Raw genomic sequence first — 17,851 nt, 5'->3', positions numbered from 1 at the left:
AGCCGGGGAAACCTGACCTACAAGGCCGCGTCGATTTTCTTGGCTGCGTCGTCGCTCACCCATGCGTGCCAGACTTCAGGATGTTCCTTGAGGAAGATTTTCGCCAGTTTTGCCGACTCGATGCGTTCCTTGGCCATGCGGCCGAGGTTCTGATTGAGCAGGTCGATCGGCAGGTTGACCTTTTCCAGCACGGCGACCAGTTCCGGGGCTTCGTCGTGGAAGGTTTTCGACAGGCCGACCTTGATGCTGACGGTCTTGTCGACGCCGGGTTTCTCTTCCAGTTTGACTGCATCGATCTGGCCCATCAGCGGCGTTGGCGACCAGTAGTAGAAGAGGATCGGCTCGCCACGCTTGTAGCTCGACAGCACCGCCGCATCCAGCGCAGGTCCTGTGCCTGGGCGGAAGTTGGTGTAACTGTTTTCCAGGCCATAACTCTTGAGCATTTCGCTGTTGTCGAGCTCGCAGGTCCAACCGGCCGGGCAGTTATAGAAGCGGCCCTTGGACGGCTCTTCGGCATCCTTGAACACGGCGGAATACTTGCCCAGATCAGCGATGTTTTTCAGGTCCGGGGCCTTCGCCTCGAGCTTGCGCTTGGCGTCGCCTTCGATCACGTAACGCGGCACGTACCAGCCTTCGACAGCACCCACCACTGGCGCGCCGACACCGATGACCTTGCCGGCCTTCTCGGCCTTGTTCCAGACCTCGCTACGGCCGACCCACTCTTCGGCGAACACTTGAATGTCGTTGCTGCTCAGGGCGTTTTCCATGGTGATGGAATTGCCCGGCAGGCTGTCGGTCTTGCAGCCGTAACCTTTCTCCAGCACCACTTGCAGCACGTCGGTCAGGAGCATGCCGCTCTCCCAGTTCAGCCCGGCGAATTTCACCGGTTTGCCCGATTCGCACCAGCCGGCGGCTTGCGTCGCGCCGGCACTGGCCAACAGGCCCATGGACAGCAATGTGGTCAGCAGGGTCTTGTTCGATTTCATTGTCGTGACGCTCCTAATCATGAATGGGCTTACGGCAGTTCAAGAGGCATCCAGCCTGGTCCACGTCCAGATCAGGCCTGCGCCGCAGCGCGACCGGCCCCGCTCGTTTTTGCTTGTTGGGTGCTGTTCTGCTCGACCGGCAGAATCAGGCGGTCGGGCACGGTGCTGTGCCATTTCTTTGCGCAGAAGTAATAGACGGCGGCCGGGAGAACCAGGCCGATGATCCAGGAAATGTCGACATCACCGAGGGCGGCCACCAGTGGGCCGGTGTAGAACTTGGTCGAGATGAATGGCAACTGCACCAGCACGCCGAACACATAGACGCTGATACCGAGCAGGTTCCAGCGGCCGTAGCGACCGTTCGGATCGGCCAGCGCCGGCACGTCATAGCGCTCGCGGGTGATGCAGTAGTAGTCGACCAGATTGATCGCGCTCCACGGGGTGAAGAAGGCGAGCAGAAACAGGATGAACGACTTGAACGCACCGAGGAACGAGTGCTGTCCGAGCAAGGCAATCAGGGTTGCCGCACCGACGATGAACAGCACGAACACCAGCCGTTGCATGCGGGTAACCGTCAGGTGTCCTTTGAAGCCACTGATGATGGTGGCGATGCACATGAAGCTGCCGTAAGAGTTCAGCGTCGAGATGGTCACCTTGCCGAACGCGATACTGAAATACAGCAGCGCGGCAGTGGCGCCGGTACCGCCGAGGCCGACGATGTAGGCGACTTCATGGCCAGCGAATTGACCGTTGGCCGACGCGGCGGCAAATACACCGAGAACCATCGCGACTTGCGCGCCGATCACCGAACCTGCACCAGCGGCGAAAAAGGTTTTCACCGATGAAGTGGCGCTCGGCAGGTAACGCGAGTAGTCCGCCACATACGGGCCGAAAGCGATCTGCCAGGACGCAGCCAGCGACACCGCCAGCAGAAAGCTGCTCCAGCTGAAATGACGAATCTGCAGGAGCGCACCAACGTCGGTCTGGCTCATCAGCCGCCAGAACAGGAACACGAAAGCGATCACGCCAATCACACTGGCGACGCGGCCGATCCAGTGGATTACCCGGTAGCCAAGCACCGTGACCAGCACGATGACGCTGGCGAAAATCAGGATGCCTACACTGTCGCTGACACCGAACAACTGGCCCAGCGCTTGCCCGGACAGCACCGTTCCGGTGGCGGTGAAGCCGAGGTACATCAGGCACACCAGCACGATCGGAATCGCAGCGCCGTAAACGCCGAATTGCACACGACTGGAGATCATCTGCGGCAAGCCCAGTTTCGGTCCCTGCGCGGCATGCAGCGCCATCACACCACCGCCGAGCAACTGACCGATCAACAGACCGATCAGCGACCAGAACACATCACCGCCGAGCACCACGGCCAAGGCCCCGGTGACGATCGCGGTGATCTGCAGGTTGGCGCCCATCCACAGGGTGAACTGACTGAACAGACGACCGTGTCTTTCCGCTTCCGGGATGTAGTCGATCGAACGCCTTTCGATCAACGGAGTACTGCCTGCACGTTCGTTGTTAACCGCCATGATTCAACCTCTGTGGATTGCTATTCGGGTTCACTGAAATTCCTCTGTGGGAGCGAGCCTGCTCGCGAATCGGTGTATCAGGCACAGCAGTAGCGACTGACACGACGCCTTCGCGAGCAGGCTCGCTCCCACATAAAACCAGAGCGTGTTACCCGCCAGTGATCATCGGCAGATTCAGCCCCTGCTCTTTCGCGCAGTCGATGGCGATCTGGTAACCGGCATCCGCATGGCGCATGACGCCAGTCGCCGGGTCGTTATGCAGCACACGAGCAATGCGCTCGGCAGCCTCATCGGTACCGTCGCAGACGATCACCATCCCCGAATGCTGCGAGAAGCCCATGCCGACACCGCCGCCGTGGTGCAAGGAGACCCAGGTCGCGCCGCTGGCGGTGTTCAGCAGTGCGTTGAGCAACGGCCAATCGGAGACGGCGTCGGAACCGTCCTGCATCGATTCGGTTTCGCGGTTCGGACTGGCCACCGAGCCGGAGTCGAGGTGGTCGCGACCGATCACCACCGGTGCCGACAGCTCACCGCTACGGACCATTTCGTTGAAGGCCAGACCGAGCTTGGCGCGCTGGCCCAGACCGACCCAGCAGATACGTGCCGGCAGACCCTGGAAGCTGATGCGCTCGCGGGCCATGTCCAGCCAGTTGTGCAAATGCGCGTCGTCCGGGATCAGCTCTTTGACCTTGGCGTCGGTTTTGTAGATGTCCTGTGGATCACCCGACAGCGCCGCCCAACGGAACGGGCCGATGCCACGGCAGAACAGCGGACGGATGTAGGCCGGCACGAAGCCCGGGAAATCGAAAGCGTTTTCGACGCCTTCTTCTTGGGCCATCTGGCGGATGTTGTTGCCATAGTCGAAGGTCGGAATGCCCTGCTTCTGGAACTCCAGCATGGCTTTGACGTGCACAGCCATCGACTGCTTCGCGGCTTTGATCACAGCGGCTGGTTCGGTCTTGGCGCGGGCGCGGTATTCGTCCCAGCTCCAGCCGGCCGGCAGGTAGCCATTGAGCGGATCGTGGGCGCTGGTCTGGTCGGTGACCATGTCTGGGCGCACGCCGCGCTTGACCAGTTCCGGGAGAATTTCGGCAGCGTTACCGAGCAGGGCGATGGAAATCGCTTTGCCTTCTTTGGTGTATTTGTCGATGCGCGCCAGTGCGTCGTCGAGGTCTTTGGCTTGCTCATCGACGTAACGGCTCTTCAGGCGGAAATCGATGCTGACCTGCTGGCATTCGATGTTCAGCGAGCAGGCGCCGGCCAGGGTGGCGGCCAGCGGTTGCGCGCCGCCCATGCCACCGAGGCCGGCGGTGAGCACCCAGCGGCCCTTGAGGTCAGCGTTGTAATGCTGGCGCCCGGCTTCGACGAAGGTTTCATAGGTGCCCTGAACGATGCCCTGGCTGCCGATGTAGATCCAGCTGCCGGCGGTCATCTGGCCGTACATGGCCAGGCCTTTGGCGTCGAGTTCGTTGAAGTGTTCCCAGCTCGCCCAGTGCGGCACCAGGTTGGAGTTGGCGATCAGCACGCGCGGCGCGTTGCTATGAGTCTTGAATACGCCGACCGGCTTGCCCGATTGCACCAGCAGGGTTTCGTCGTCGTTCAGATTAGTCAGGCTTTCAACGATCTTGTCGTAGCACTCCCAGTTCCGCGCAGCGCGGCCGATGCCACCATAGACCACCAGCTCTTTCGGGTTCTCGGCGACTTCCGGGTCGAGATTGTTCATCAACATGCGCAGCGGCGCTTCGGTCAGCCAGCTCTTGGCGGTCAGCGTGTTACCGCGTGCGGCGCGAATCTGCACGTCACGAAACTTGTTGCTGTTCTGGGTATTGTCAGTCACGAAAAAGACTCCTCAGCGATCAATTCAAACCAACCCTGGCAGTGGGCAGCAGCCTGCGCGCTGTGCTGCGCGACAAGCGAATCAGTGGACGCTGCGGAGAGTCTCGGACGACTCATACGCATACGTCTTTACTTGTACATACAAGCATATGCAATCAAGCGGCCAACTTGCTGGAGGAGTGTTCAGGAAAAATCAGGGGTAGGGCTGGAGAGCGCCTGAATCGAGGGTTCTGGCGTGAATGAAATTTTCTTCGCAGTTATTTTGGGGAGGTTGGGATTGGCTACGACAGCGTGGTTTTGCGCCACGCTGGGGCGTTCGGTAACAAGTTGGTGCGCGGAAGGGAAACAAGAGTGGGGATGGCTTTTGTGGCGAGGAGATTTATCCCCGCTGGGCTGCGCAGCAGACCGCTTTTTTAAATCAGGAATGGGGCCGCTTCGCGACCCAGCGGGGATAAATCCCCTCGCCACAGGGGTGTGTTCAGTTGTGGAGGAGTTCGATCACGCAGCATGCGGCGTTGGTAGAGACTTCGACCAGCCCGCTGTTGCCGTCCAGCTGCAGGCAATCATGCCGACCGAGCTGTGAAACGCCGTCGCCTACACGCACGTCCATCAGCTCACTGACACTGAACACCAGCACTGTCGATGCCGAACTGAAGAACCGCTGCTCGCCGGCCAACCACTGCAACCGCGCGCTGTAACGTTGCGGCGCGTAGATCAGATTGAAGTCGCGAATCGCACCGCCGAGCAAGGTGCAGGACACCTGACTTTCGCCGCTGAAAGCAAACGGGTCCAAGGGTAACAGTGGACGGGTAGCGTCACCGTCGACGCACAGGGTCATGCCGTCGCCCTGCAACACGGTGATCACTCGCTGGTAACCGGCGAATGTCGAGAAACCGCCCGATTCGGTGATGTCGGCAATTGACAGGCGCCAGCCGAAACCGTCCAGGCCAGCGCCGGCATCACGGGTGATTTCCTCGGTGCTGCCGCCGCCGTTTTTCCACGGCATGCGCGGGTAGCCTTCGGCGCGTAGAACCTTTATTTCATTCATTTGTGGAAGCGCCCTTCCAGACGATGGCGGGAACCCGGGTGAATCAAACGTGCCGCCGTCACCGGTTGACGCCCCGACCAAGTCCGCCGACGGATCAGCAGACACGGCTCGCCCTTTTCGATCTGCAGCAACTTGCACTCCGACGGCTCGGCAAGAATCGCTTCGACCACGTGCTCGCCCTCGGTCAGCGGCGCGACCTGATTGAGATAGGCATAGGGCGTTTGCAGGGTGAAATCCTGCTTGAGGTATTCCGGCGCGACCAGGGCGTTGACGAAACGGTCTTCGATTTGCACCGGGATGTCATTTTCGTAATGCACGATCAGTGAGTGGAAGACTTTCTGGCCTTCGCGCATGTCCAGCGCCAGCGCGCGTTCGGAACCGGCGGCCTCTTCTTCGAGGGTGATGACCTGACAGGTGTGGCGATGGCCGCGCGAGGCGATTTCGTCGGCAATGTTATGCACCTCGAACAGCGCAGACTGGCTCTTCGGTTCGGCGACAAACGTGCCCACACCTTGCATGCGCACCAGCAGGCCGTCGGCGGTCATCTCGCGCAGGGCGCGGTTGATGGTCATGCGGCTGAAGCCGAGCTGGCTGACCAATTCGCTTTCCGACGGCACGCGGTAGTGCGGCGGCCAGTTACCGCTGTCGATTTGCTGGGTGATCATCTGTTTGACGCGGGCGTACAAGGGCGCCGGACTGTCGCCCATGTTCGCGGCCAACGGAGAAACTGGAGGCGGAGTCGGCACGGTTGATCCCTGTTCATTGGATGAAAGTGACTAGCTTGCCGGAGTTTACCGGGCAGGCAAACGTCTGTATATGTATATACAAATAACACACGATGGGGTGCCGAACGATGTCCGCCTTCTTTGCCGAACGCGCACTGCTGCCTAACGGATGGGCCAACAATGTACGTCTCGAGGTCAGCGCCGATGGCCTGTTGACCCGAATCCAGGCCGATTCCAGCGCAGACGAAGCCGAGCGGCTGCGCGGGCCGTTGCTGCCGGGGATGCCCAATCTGCACTCCCACGCCTTCCAGCGTGCCATGGCTGGATTGGCCGAAGTGGCCGGCAACCCCAACGACAGTTTCTGGACCTGGCGCGATCTGATGTACCGCCTCGTCGGAAAAATCAGCCCGGATCAGCTCGGCATCATCGCCCGTCAGCTGTACATCGAAATGCTCAAGGCCGGTTACACCTCGGTCGCCGAATTTCACTACGTGCACCACGACAGCAACGGCCAGCCGTATGCCGATCCTGCCGAACTGGCACTGCGCATCAGTCAGGCCGCCAGCGAAAGCGGCATCGGTCTGACCCTGCTGCCAGTGCTCTACAGTCATTCCGGATTCGGCGGGCAGACACCAAACGATGGCCAGCGTCGCTTTATCAACAGCACTGAAAACTATCTGAATCTGCAAGCGCGGTTGCAGCCATTACTGGCGCAGCAAAAGGCGCAATCGCTGGGCCTGTGTTTCCACTCGCTGCGGGCGGTGACGCCACAACAAATCAGCGAAGTGTTGGCGGCCAGTGACAAACAATGCCCGGTGCACATACACATCGCCGAACAGCAAAAGGAAGTCGACGATTGCCTGAGCTGGAGCGGTCGTCGTCCGCTGCAATGGCTGTACGAGAACACTGAAGTCGATCAGCGCTGGTGTCTGGTCCACGCAACCCACGCCAATCCGCAAGAAGTCACGCTGATGGCCAACAGTCGCGCGATCGCCGGGCTGTGCCTGACCACTGAAGCGAATCTGGGTGACGGGATTTTCCCGGCGGTGGACTTTCTTGCCCAGGGCGGGCGCATGGGCATTGGCTCCGACAGCCATGTGTCGCTGAGCGTGGTGGAAGAATTGCGCTGGCTGGAATATGGCCAGCGTCTGCGTGACCAGCGGCGCAATCGCTTGTATGGCGCGCAGCAGCCGATGGTCGGCCGCACGCTGTATGACGCGGCGCTGGACGGCGGCGCGCAGGCGCTGGGTCAACCGATTGGTGCGCTGGAAGTGGGCAAGCGCGCGGACTGGATTGTCCTGGACGGTAGCGATCCGTATCTGGCGACGGCTGCGGGGGACGGGATTCTCAATCGCTGGTTGTTCGCCGGCGGCGATCGCCAGGTGCGCGATGTGCTGGTCAATGGTCAATGGGTGGTGCGTGATGGCCGGCATGCTGGCGAAGAGGAAAGCGCCCGAGCCTTCACCCAGGTCCTGCGCGATCTCTTGGGCTGACCCAAAACCAAACTGTGGGAGCGAGCCTGCTCGCGAACGCGGTGTATCAGTCAATATTCATGTCGACTGATACACCCTCTTCGCGAGCAGGCTCGCTCCCACATTTGATTTGTATAGCGGCTTAATTGGAGGTCTTGGCCATCTGCCGATCCGACGCCCGCCAGATCAGGCGTGTGGTGTCGTAACCCTGTTGACGCGCCTTGCTCAGCAATTCTTCACGCACTACACCGTTGACTGTCGGTGTGCGTGACAGCAGCCACAAGTACTTGCGACTCGGATCGCCGACGATGGCGGTCTTGTAATCGTCGCTGACATACAACACCCAGTACTCGCCCTTCGCCACACCCGGCACCAGGCGCGAGAACCAGTTATCGAATTCGACCCAGAGCTTGTCGGTCTTGCCCGGCACTTGTGGATAAGCCGTGCCCTTGGCTTCTTCCCACTGCCACTCCGGAGTCAGGCAACGGTTGAGCACGCCGACATTACCGTCAGGCTTGAGGGTGTAATGGGCTTCGGATTGCGCGCAGTGGCGCTGGAAGTACATCGGCAAGCGTGCGAGTTCATACCAGGTGCCCTGATAACGCTTGAGATTGACGCTGTTGACGGTCTTGGGCGCCAACGGGTCGACGCCGGAAGTGGCGCAGCCAGCCAGTACCAGGCCAGCAAAAAGGATCAGCAATAACCGCTTCATTTTTTTCTCCGTGGGCGCGAAGCCCCGGTTTACTTCAGGCCTTGGCCGGAAAACATCAGCACTTTGTCACCGGCGTATTGCACGCTGATAAAGCTGTTCTTGTCGCCCCAGGTGCAGCTGGACATACCGAGCGCGCCCGAGCAATCGGTGGGCTTGCCGAGAAGGGTTTCCACTTCGGACTTGGCCATGCCGGCCGAGAGCTTGGAGTAGTTTTCCTGATTGACCTTGCTGCATGCGGCCAACAGCACGCAAAACGACAGCAGGGCGATAGATCGCAGCGACATGGTGAAACTCCTGGAACGAGGGGGGATGGCATGGTGCCAACCAGAAGCTTAGAAGAGAAAAGTGTCATCTGGTTCCGTGACCGAACGCCTATTTATCAGCCCGCCCGTCCGGCTTTTGTCGGTAAATCAAAAACTTTGTGAAGCCGTCGAGCATTTCGTCGACTTTCCCTGCAAACGCCTAATCTTTGGCGCGGCGCGGTCGAAATAAGAGCAGCGCAACGCTGCCGAATATGGCAAATTGCCGCCCTTTCTTGACCAGCCCCTTCGCGGTAGTTCATTCGATGACCAGAAACATGAAATTCAGCCACAAAATTCTGTTGGCTGCCGCCCTTGTGGTGGCCGTTGCGTTCGCCTGTTTCATCTTCTTCAACGACTATCGCCAGCGTCAGGCCTTGAGCAGCAGCACCGAAGCGACCATGCAGGAACTGGGCAGCCTGACCACCAGCAACATCCAGACCTGGCTGGAAAGCCGCATTCAACTGCTGCAATCGCTGTCGCAGCAGGTCACAGTCGACGGCAACGCGCCCGCCAGCCTCAAGCGCATCATCGACCTGCCCGCCTACACCGGCAATTTCCAGCTCAGCTATTTCGGTGGCGCTGACGGCGTGATGTTCTCGGTGCCGGCCGGCAACCGTGCGCCGGACTACGATCCACGCGCGCGCGGCTGGTACAAAGCGGCCAACAGCGCGCAGCAGACCATCGTCACCGAACCGTACATAGCCGCTTCGTCGGGCAAACTGGTCATCACCGTCGCCACCCCGGTGCAGCGTCAGGGCCAAATGCTCGGCGTCGCCGGTGCCGACATCGATCTGACCAGCGTCAGCGCGATCATCAACTCGCTGAACTTCGGCGGCCACGGTCATGCATTCATTGTCAGCGCCGAAGGGAAAATCCTGATTCATCCGGACAGCAAGCTGGTGCTCAAAACACTGGCCGAGGCTTATCCGAACGGTGCGCCCAAAGTCAGCCCGGGCCTGAAAGAAGTCGAGTTCGACGGCAAGACCCAGTTGATTTCCTTCACCCACGTCAACGGCGTGCCATCGGCTGACTGGTACGTGGCGCTGGTGCTCGACAAAGACACCGCGTTCTCGATGCTCAGCGAATTCCGCACCTCGGCACTGATCGCCATGGTCATCGCCGTGTTGATCATCATCGGCCTGCTCGGCATGCTGATTCGCGTGCTGATGCAACCGCTGCTGACCATGGGCCGTGCGATGCATGACATCGCTGAAGGCGAAGGCGATCTGACCAAACGTCTGGTGATTCACGGCAATGATGAATTCGGCGCGCTGGGTACGTCGTTCAACCGCTTCGTCGAACGCATTCATACGTCGATCCGCGAAGTGTCCTCGGCCACCGGCCAGGTCAACGAAGTCGCCCTGCGTGTGGTCGCTGCCTCGAACTCGTCGATGTACAACTCCGACCAGCAGGCCAGCCGCACCAACAGCGTCGCCGCCGCGATCAATCAGCTCGGCGCCGCCGCCCAGGAAATCGCCCAGAACGCCGCGCTCGCCTCGCAGCACTCCAGCGATGCGCGCAGCCTCGCGGTCGACGGCCAGCAGGTGGTGGATAAAACCATTTACGCCATGCAACAACTGTCGGCGAAGATCAGCGACTCCTGCGGCAACATCGAAACGCTGAACAGCAACACGGTGAACATCGGCCAGATTCTCGAAGTGATCACCAGCATTTCCCAGCAGACCAACCTGCTCGCACTCAACGCCGCCATTGAAGCCGCGCGTGCCGGTGAGGCCGGACGCGGTTTCGCCGTGGTCGCCGATGAGGTGCGCAACCTCGCGCACCGCACCCAGGATTCGGCGCAGCAAGTGCAGAAGATGATCGAAGAGCTGCAGGTCGGCGCACGCCAGGCGGTAACCATCATGACCGAGAGCCAACGCGAGAGCGAAAGCAGCGTCGGCATCGCCAACCAGGCCGGCGAGCGCCTGGGCAGCGTGACCCAGCGCATCGGCGAAATCGATGGGATGAACCAGTCGGTAGCCACCGCGACCGAAGAACAGACCGCCGTGGTCGAGTCGATCAACGTTGATATCAACGAGATCAACACGCTGAATCAGGAAGGCGTGGAGAACTTGCAGGCGACGTTGCGCGCGTGTTCGGACCTTGAGCAGCAGGCGGCGCGGTTGAAGCATCTGGTCGGCAGCTTCAGGATCTAAGCTGCAGCCTCAGGCCTCTTCGCGAGCAGGCTCGCTCCCACAGTGGAATGCATTTCAATTGTGGGAGCGAGCCTGCTCGCGAAAGCGGCATAAGCCGCACTGAAGATTCAGAATCTTGAGCCGGGCCTGGACAGGAACTCCAATTCCTCAGACGTAGACTCCCGCCCCAACACCGCATTGCGATGCGGAAACCGGCCAAACCGGGCAATCACCTTCCGATGCCGCTCGGCATAGTCCAGGTTATCGGCAAACACCGCCCGCTCCGACTCTGGCTGTTCAGCCACCAATTCAATAAATCTGGAAACGGCTTCGTTCTGCACCGCGAGGTTTTCGCAGTGTTCGAACACCAGATAAATGAACACACGCTGAATCGGTTTCAACTGCCGATCGAAATCCGCTGCAATGCCTTGCGCGACAAGCTTCTGTGCGCGCAGATCACCCGAAAAGGCTTTGGGAGTGTCGCGATAGATCATGCGCGGCAGCTGATCGAGCAGCAGCACTACCGCCAGCCAGCCTTCGGGACATTGCGTCCACTCAGTCAATTCGCCGGCCAGGGCCTGATCGACAAAGACCCCGAAACGCGTCTGCGCTTCGAGGTCTTGGCTGTTTCGCTTGCCGAACCACAACTTGCCCTTTTCGGCCGCTACTTCGCTGGCTGATTCGGCGTGTCCGAACCACCAGTCGAGTAACGGCTGCCAGGGCGCGTGCATGGTTTATTCCTTGTGGTAGGCCGTGGCGCGGGCGACTTCTTCTTTCGAACCGAGGAACACTGCAACGCGCTGGTGCAGGCCTTCCGGCTGGATGTCGAGAATGCGCTGGTGACCGTCGGTGGACGCGCCGCCGGCTTGTTCGACAAGGAACGACATCGGGTTGGCTTCATACATCAGGCGCAGCTTGCCCGGTTTCGACGGCTCGCGGCTGTCGCGCGGGTACATGAACAGACCGCCGCGGGTCAGGATGCGGTGGACGTCAGCGACCATTGCCGCGACCCAGCGCATGTTGTAATTCTTCTTCAACGGACCTTCTTCACCGGCCAGCAGCTCGCCGACATAGCGCTGTACCGGGGCTTCCCAGTGGCGCTGGTTGGACATGTTGATGGCGAATTCCTGGGTGGTTTCCGGGATGGTGATGTCTTCGTGAGTCAGTACGAAGCTGCCCATTTCGCGGTCCAGGGTGAAGCCTTTGACGCCGTCGCCCAGGGTCAGCACCAGCATGGTCTGCGGGCCGTAGATGGCGTAACCGGCGGCCACTTGCTGGGTGCCTGGCTGCAGGAAGGCTTTTTCGTTCAGCGGCTCGTTCTGGCTCAGGTATTCGTTCGGGCAACGCAATACCGAGAAGATCGTGCCGACCGGGGCGTTGATGTCGATGTTCGACGAGCCGTCCAGTGGGTCGAAGACCAGCAGGTATGCGCCTTTCGGGTATTTGCCCGGGATCTGGTAGGCGTTGTCCATTTCTTCGGACGCCATGCCGGCCAGGTGACCGCCCCATTCGTTGGCTTCGAGCAGGATCTCGTTAGAGATCACGTCGAGCTTCTTCTGCACTTCGCCTTGCACGTTCTCGGTGCCCATGCTGCCCAGAACACCACCCAGGGCGCCTTTGGACACGGCGTGGCTGATCTCCTTGCAGGCACGCGCTACCACTTCGATCAAAAAGCGCAGATCGGCAGGAGTGTTGTTGCTGCGGGTCTGCTCAATCAAATAGCGACTCAAGGTAACGCGGGACATGGACGGCTCCGGTGGAATGGGGGGCGGAAAACCCGCGCAGTTTACAGGGAGTCTGAAAACCTAGCGAGCGAAGACGCCGGCTAACGTGCGCCTGGGTGTATTTGCCTGTATGAGACGTGATTGTTGGTGGAGAGTTCAGGTGTCGGCTTGAGCGTAGTTGGAAATGGGGCGGGTGGTGATTGAGTGATAGCGGCAGTTTGATGATTTTGTTGTTTGACCGGCCGCCATCGCTGGCAAGCCAGCTCCCACAGGATGTGTGGTGTACACAAAATATGTGAACGACCGAGTCACTGTGGGAGCTGGCTTGCCAGCGATTGGCGCGCAGCGCCGGCCATGCTCAGGTATTGGCTGGCGGTTTGCGCAACAGGCTGAACGCCATCGCCCCGAGAAACACCACACTGAGCAGCAACACTGCCCACAAGCCGAACTTCTTCCAATTAGTCCCGGCCACCGCAGCCGTCGTCGCCGCCGAAGTTTGCGTGGCCTTCGCTTCGTCCTGCACCGTCGCCTTGCCCAGGCTCGCCAGCTTTTCTGGCTTGAAATCCGGAATCAACGTTGCCAGCGGCAGGTTCGCCGTTTTCACCGTGGCATTGCCCAAGGCCAGGCTGTACGGCCCTTCGCCCCGGGCGAGGAAGATCACCTGCGTGGCGCGCACCGCGTATTTCAGGTCCGGCGCCTGCTCACCCAGACCGCCGCCGCGCTCATCCACGGTCAGCTTGAGTTGCTGCACGGTCTGCCCGGACAGCGGGATTTCGTTCTGGACCACGTCCTGATTGTTCTGGCTCAGGCGATACAGCAAACCGCTGCTCAGTGGCTGCCACGGCAAGTTGCTCTCGCGCCGGCCGGCCAACGTGACCGGCGCCAGACTGTTCGGCTGTTTCAGCTCGATCTGCACCCGCTCGACATTCAGCCCCATCGGCAACTGCCAGATGTATTCCCCGGACTTGGTGCTGCTGCCGGCCACGCTGGGCGACCAGACCAAAGGCAGCGGCAGGTTGCGCGGGTCGCTGCTTTTCAATTGCGCCGAAGTCAGGACGGGCGCCGAACCCGGCGACTCCCACAGCAGGCGCACATAGCGCGCGGTCTGCCCCGGCAGGGTCACTTCGTGCTGTTCGATGCGCTCATCGGAAAAGGTCAGCCGTGCCACCTGGCCCTCGCCCCATGACTGCCAGTGCTGCAGATCGTCGCTGGCCTCGATGCTGAAACGCTGGAAACCGTCGCGCTCGCTGGTCCAGTCGAGGATCAACTGCTGCAACGGTGCCTTGATCGCACTGGCATCGAGCAGCCAGCCGCGCAGCACTTCTTCGCCCGCCTCCAGTTGCGAGGACGGTTGCACTTCGACCAGGGTGCCGTTGGTGGTCGACTGCACGCGCACATTCGGCGCGCGCTCGCTGGCGTCGGCGGCGTTGTACAGCGGGAACCATTTGACCTCGTGCAGCTTGCCGTCGTCGCGGGTCTGCGCCGATTCGCGAGCCAAGGCGTAGGCCTGCGCTTCGCCGGCGGCGTTGAACACACGCAGGTCGCTGAGATCGGTCTGGCGCGCCTGCAATTGCGCGCTCAGCGGCAGGTCGAGGCGATACCACGGGCCATTGCCGCTCACCGTCAACGGCAACTGCGTGGCGAAGTCCGCCGGTTTTTCCTGAGCGCCAGCGACCATCACCACGCCCAGCGCCAACCAACCCAGATTCAGCATGCGACTCAAGATGCAACTCCTTCGGTTTCCGGCGCGGGTTTGTCCGCCGCCGGTTCAGCCTCGACGCGTTTGGGTGGCAGCGGCGCAAAGTAGCCGACCACCAGCAGCAACATGCCAACGCCGATAAACGAGACGATCCGGGCGAGGCCGCCACGGTTGCTCAGTTCGACAAAAATCAGCTTGGCCACCACCAGCGCGATCAGCGCCGCGCCGATCAGCCAGACTTCGCGGCGATGGCGCAGATGGCCGCCGATCATCAGCCCCAGCGCCATCAACGTCCAGACGATCGACAGGCCGGCCTGCACCAGCATCGACGCGAGCAGTTGATCAAGCTCGAACGGGATGCCGGCCCAGTGATGCGCGGCGCGGGTGACCAGTGCGGTGCAGAAGGCAAACAGCGACACACCGGCGATCAGTTGCGTAGCCTTGTCGGCATGATCCTGACGGATCGACAGCTGCGCGACGGCGCTGCGCGACCAGGCATAAACGCCGAACAGCGCAAACAGCAGACCCAGCTCCAATGGGTTGAGCAGCGGCACGTAAGGCAATGGTTCGGCATTGCCATCGCTGACGCCATTGGCCAGCCAGAACCACGCCAGCATCAGCACCGCCAGCGGTGCCGCTGCGTACAAGCGGTACTCGCGGGCAAATGCGGCCACCGGCCACGGCCACGAACGGGGAGCAGCCATCAGCAACAGATAGAGGCTCGGCAGAATCGCCCAGCCCAGCCACCGCCACGCGTTGTACTGCTCGGCCAACAACAGCAGGCCGTAACGCAACTCCAGCGCCAGCACCCCAATCAACAGCCAGCAACCGAACACATGGGCCGCGCTCAATGCGCGCGCCGGCAACAGCGAAGCCAAGCGGCACAGGCTGAAGAAGTGCACCGCGAACAGCGCCGGCCACGCCAGCCAGCCGAAGTCGGCGGCCGGGTGGTAGCGCGAATGCCAAGCGCCGAGCAAAACCAGCGCCGCCGCCGGAATCAGTAAGGTGCAGAGCAACCCCAGCGCCGGCCATTTCAGACGCAGCGACAACAGCGTCCACAGCGCAACACTGATCGCAGCGACCAGCAGCAACAATGTGCCTTGCAGGTTCGGCGAAGCGAATCGCAGGATCTCGCTGACCCACGCCAGCGTCCACCAACCGGCGCCCCAGACCAGCAGCACTTGCGACAAGCGCTGCAAACTCAAGGCATCAAAAGCCGTGGCATGGTTGCCCAATTGCAAGCGCCACGCGCCGATCAGCGCGGCCAGCCCCAGCACCTGTGGCGTCCAGAAGCCGCCATGGGCCAACGGTTTCAACTCTTCGCTAGACAGCGACCCGAGCCATTCGGGGCCGGCGAGCAGAAACGCTGCGCCGCCGATCACCTGCAACAGCAGGCCGAAAACGAAACTCAGACGCTGTTGCAGGTACAGGCTCAGCCAGATGATCAGCAAACCGCTGGCCGCCCACACCGCGCTCGCGGTTTGCCACGGCAGCACGAACAGCACCGCCAGATTGATCAGCACCAACCCCGCCAGCAACACCACCGACAAGCCGCGCAGCAGACGCGCATCAGCGCGCACCATCTCATCGCGAGCCGCGAGCAGCATGCCGCCAATCAAGGCCAGTCCGATCAAGGACGCACTGAGCAAACCGCTCCAGCCAGCGCTGAACACCGCCGCCGAATCTTCACCGGCAGTTTGCAGGCGCAGCAGGAACAACGCGCCGCCCAGCAACTGCACGGCAAACGCGGTAAACAGGAATGTGCGTGATTGAATCCGCAGCCCCACGAACAAAGTCGCCAACCCGGCCAAGGCCCAACTGATCGCCGTGCCCTGGATGAACAGGAACAACGGTGCCAGCAGATACAGGAACGTCAGGCCCAGACACGCCAGCACTGGCAGTCCTTGCCTTTCCCACGGCAATGTTTGCTCGGGCGTAGCCTTGCGCAGTTGGAAGAAACTGAACAGCAGCGCGGCGCCAAGCATCAGCGCGCCCAGCGGTGCGCCGTCGAGCAGGCTGCTCTCGCCGAGTTGCAGCTGGCTGAGAAACGCCAGTGCCGAACCCAGTTGCAGCAGTAAGGCAAAGGCCCGGGCAAACGGTCGATGCTGACGCAAGCCGAGCCAGAAAATCCCCGCGCCTTCCACGGCCCACGCCGCAGACGTCCAGCGCGCATCGAGCCCCAGCGGAATCGCCAGGCTGGCAAAAATCACCCCCAGCGCCAGGCAGGTTTCGCCCAGCAGCATCGCCCGCCCGCCCATCAAAACTTTGGCCAGTGCCATATAGATCATGCCCAGCGCCAGAGCACTGAACGCCGCCGCGAATTCGAGATGCTGCACCAGCGCAAACTGCAGACCGAAGCCAATGATCGGCGGGCCGAACAGCATGGTGCCGTCGACGTAATCGCCCTTGCGGGCCGACCATTGCAGCAACGCCTCGCGGTCAGCGTCCGGCGGGGCATCCGCCATCTCGCGCAATTTGCGCCGGGCGAACAGCAGGCCGATGGCGAGGTACATAAGGAAAAACACAATCAGAAACGGCTCGGTGCTCCACAGCAGTTCCGGGGTGTAGGAACGCAGACCCCAGGCGAAACCGATACCGAAGGTCCCGACAAAACCGATCAGGTTGAGCAGGCGCCAGGCCTTGAACCAGGCGATGGAGAGAATGCCGGCGTTGAGCAAGGCGAAATAACTGAACAGTGCGACGTGATTGCCTTCGCCGGTAGAAGTCAAAATCGGCGCGGCGAAACCGCCCAACGCTGCCGCTGCGGCCAACCCCAGTGCATCCTGAGTGATCGCCAGAATGGCCGAGAACACCGTCACCGCGACCAGCAAACCGAGTGCAGCGGACGGATCAAGCAACGGATGCAGACGCATCGCCGCAAACACCGTCAGGTACAACACCGCGATCCCGGTGCCTTGCAGCATCAACGCATAGTTGCTATTGCGTCGGCGCAGCCACCAGCCCAGCGCAAGCAAGGCGAACGCCGCTGCCGCAACACCGGCGTAACGCAACTCGATCGGCACCACCATGCCTTCGGTGGCGTAACGCAGTAAAAACGCCAGACCGAAAAACAGCAGCACCACACCGACGCGCAGCACGGTGTTGCCGCCAAACAGCCAGTTGCGCGCAGCGCTGATGCCGCGTTCGATCAGGTTCGGGCCACGGGGTTCGGCGGTTTTTTGCGGTGGTGCAACGGGAGCCGGTTCGGCGCGCCAGGCATCGGCCGGCAGCGGCTGGGTGGTTTCGCGGGCGACGGCGGAGACCGGTTCGAGTTCGGGGGGCAGTTCCCAGATCAGCTCAGGGGTCGGGGCAGCCTGCTCAGCCACGTCGACGGGTGCGGCGACTGGCTCGGCTTCAGGTGGCGGCGCGGGCGCATGCGAGGGCGAACCTTCCAGCACAAACAGCCGCTGAGCCACGCCTTGCAAGGCTTCGCGCACCTGCTCGAGTTGACGCTGTTGCTCCGCCGCCTGCGAGCCAAGGCGCGCGATGCGCAGCATCTGGCCGATGACCAGCCCCAGCAGCGCACCCAACAGCGCACCACTGAATGACTCGTCGAGCAGTCCACCGAGCACCAGCCCGATCAACATGAACATCCATTGCATGGTCGATATCCCTAAGCAGCCCCGGGGCGGGGCGAGTCCGGCGATGTCTTCAGTCTAGGCACAAAC

Annotated in this window: 13 protein-coding genes; 2 read left to right on the top strand and 11 right to left on the bottom strand. The window is 61.4% G+C overall.

The annotated features are described in order from the left end of the window. Window positions 1–17: 17 nt before the first annotated feature. From AB4N85_RS23625 to hutC, 5 genes are all read right to left on the bottom strand, one after another. Entirely contained in the window at window positions 18–986 is a 969-nt protein-coding gene (locus AB4N85_RS23625; protein WP_130887639.1) for an ABC transporter substrate-binding protein, read from the bottom strand. 71 nt (window positions 987–1,057) lie between these two features. After that, window positions 1,058–2,530, bottom strand: a complete 1,473-nt coding sequence (locus AB4N85_RS23620; RefSeq protein WP_460066098.1) for a purine-cytosine permease family protein — start codon at window positions 2,528–2,530, stop codon at window positions 1,058–1,060. Window positions 2,531–2,678: 148 nt separating this feature from the next. Beyond that, complete coding sequence (gene hutU / locus AB4N85_RS23615) at window positions 2,679–4,367, bottom strand: urocanate hydratase (RefSeq protein WP_016772090.1); 1,689 nt, start codon at window positions 4,365–4,367, stop codon at window positions 2,679–2,681. 477 nt (window positions 4,368–4,844) lie between these two features. Then, window positions 4,845–5,414, bottom strand: a complete 570-nt coding sequence (locus AB4N85_RS23610) for a HutD/Ves family protein (RefSeq protein WP_460066095.1) — start codon at window positions 5,412–5,414, stop codon at window positions 4,845–4,847. After that, entirely contained in the window at window positions 5,411–6,121 is a 711-nt protein-coding gene (gene hutC, locus AB4N85_RS23605) for a histidine utilization repressor (RefSeq protein WP_162803449.1), read from the bottom strand. The genes AB4N85_RS23610 and hutC overlap by 4 nt, the downstream gene beginning before the upstream one ends. 146 nt (window positions 6,122–6,267) lie before the next feature. Here hutC and AB4N85_RS23600 point away from each other — a divergent pair, with 146 nt between their 5' ends. Next, the gene (locus tag AB4N85_RS23600) at window positions 6,268–7,632 is read left to right on the top strand and encodes a formimidoylglutamate deiminase (protein ID WP_460066092.1); all 1,365 of its coding nucleotides are present in this window, start codon (window positions 6,268–6,270) and stop codon (window positions 7,630–7,632) included. Between the two features lie 121 nt (window positions 7,633–7,753). On the opposite strand, the gene AB4N85_RS23595 is transcribed toward AB4N85_RS23600, so the two are convergent. Continuing rightward, a complete protein-coding gene (locus AB4N85_RS23595) occupies window positions 7,754–8,323 on the bottom strand; it encodes a lipocalin family protein (protein ID WP_016772094.1) in 570 nt (189 codons plus the stop codon). 29 nt (window positions 8,324–8,352) lie between these two features. Further along, on the bottom strand, window positions 8,353–8,607 hold the full coding sequence (locus AB4N85_RS23590; protein WP_016772095.1) for a hypothetical protein: 255 nt from the start codon (window positions 8,605–8,607) through the stop codon (window positions 8,353–8,355). A gap of 281 nt (window positions 8,608–8,888) precedes the next feature. Between AB4N85_RS23590 and AB4N85_RS23585 the strand changes: the two genes are divergently transcribed. Next, window positions 8,889–10,781 carry a methyl-accepting chemotaxis protein gene (locus AB4N85_RS23585; RefSeq protein ID WP_460066087.1) on the top strand — a complete coding sequence of 631 codons (1,893 nt, stop codon included), beginning with the start codon at window positions 8,889–8,891 and terminating at the stop codon, window positions 10,779–10,781. A gap of 107 nt (window positions 10,782–10,888) precedes the next feature. Here the strand turns inward: AB4N85_RS23585 and AB4N85_RS23580 are convergent, their stop codons facing one another. From AB4N85_RS23580 to AB4N85_RS23565, 4 genes are all read right to left on the bottom strand, one after another. Further along, window positions 10,889–11,491, bottom strand: coding sequence for a DUF924 family protein (locus AB4N85_RS23580; protein WP_252885164.1), 603 nt, complete (start codon window positions 11,489–11,491; stop codon window positions 10,889–10,891). A 3-nt stretch (window positions 11,492–11,494) separates the two neighbouring features. Continuing rightward, the gene (locus tag AB4N85_RS23575) at window positions 11,495–12,505 is read right to left on the bottom strand and encodes a class 1 fructose-bisphosphatase (RefSeq protein WP_016772098.1); all 1,011 of its coding nucleotides are present in this window, start codon (window positions 12,503–12,505) and stop codon (window positions 11,495–11,497) included. Between the two features lie 337 nt (window positions 12,506–12,842). Continuing rightward, the gene (locus tag AB4N85_RS23570) at window positions 12,843–14,207 is read right to left on the bottom strand and encodes a DUF3999 domain-containing protein (RefSeq protein WP_252868640.1); all 1,365 of its coding nucleotides are present in this window, start codon (window positions 14,205–14,207) and stop codon (window positions 12,843–12,845) included. Then, window positions 14,204–17,785, bottom strand: a complete 3,582-nt coding sequence (locus tag AB4N85_RS23565) for a DUF2339 domain-containing protein (RefSeq protein ID WP_252868639.1) — start codon at window positions 17,783–17,785, stop codon at window positions 14,204–14,206. Before AB4N85_RS23565 ends, AB4N85_RS23570 begins: the two co-directional genes overlap by 4 nt. Between the last annotated feature and the right edge of the window lie 66 nt (window positions 17,786–17,851).

This window comes from Pseudomonas sp. H1_G08 (assembly GCF_054681355.1).
The sequence above is the reverse complement of the archived record's forward strand: the minus strand, read 5'-3'. Positions and strand labels throughout refer to the sequence as shown.

Coding starts and splice junctions, on each gene's coding strand:
- AB4N85_RS23600 (WP_460066092.1), top strand. CDS start 6,268: ATGTCCGCCTTCTTTGCCGAACGCGCACTGCTGCCTAACGGATGGGCC.
- AB4N85_RS23595 (WP_016772094.1), bottom strand. CDS start 8,323: ATGAAGCGGTTATTGCTGATCCTTTTTGCTGGCCTGGTACTGGCTGGC.
- AB4N85_RS23575 (WP_016772098.1), bottom strand. CDS start 12,505: ATGTCCCGCGTTACCTTGAGTCGCTATTTGATTGAGCAGACCCGCAGC.
- AB4N85_RS23610 (WP_460066095.1), bottom strand. CDS start 5,414: ATGAATGAAATAAAGGTTCTACGCGCCGAAGGCTACCCGCGCATGCCG.
- AB4N85_RS23580 (WP_252885164.1), bottom strand. CDS start 11,491: ATGCACGCGCCCTGGCAGCCGTTACTCGACTGGTGGTTCGGACACGCC.
- AB4N85_RS23565 (WP_252868639.1), bottom strand. CDS start 17,785: ATGCAATGGATGTTCATGTTGATCGGGCTGGTGCTCGGTGGACTGCTC.
- AB4N85_RS23590 (WP_016772095.1), bottom strand. CDS start 8,607: ATGTCGCTGCGATCTATCGCCCTGCTGTCGTTTTGCGTGCTGTTGGCC.
- AB4N85_RS23585 (WP_460066087.1), top strand. CDS start 8,889: ATGACCAGAAACATGAAATTCAGCCACAAAATTCTGTTGGCTGCCGCC.
- AB4N85_RS23620 (WP_460066098.1), bottom strand. CDS start 2,530: ATGGCGGTTAACAACGAACGTGCAGGCAGTACTCCGTTGATCGAAAGG.
- hutC (WP_162803449.1), bottom strand. CDS start 6,121: ATGGGCGACAGTCCGGCGCCCTTGTACGCCCGCGTCAAACAGATGATC.
- AB4N85_RS23625 (WP_130887639.1), bottom strand. CDS start 986: ATGAAATCGAACAAGACCCTGCTGACCACATTGCTGTCCATGGGCCTG.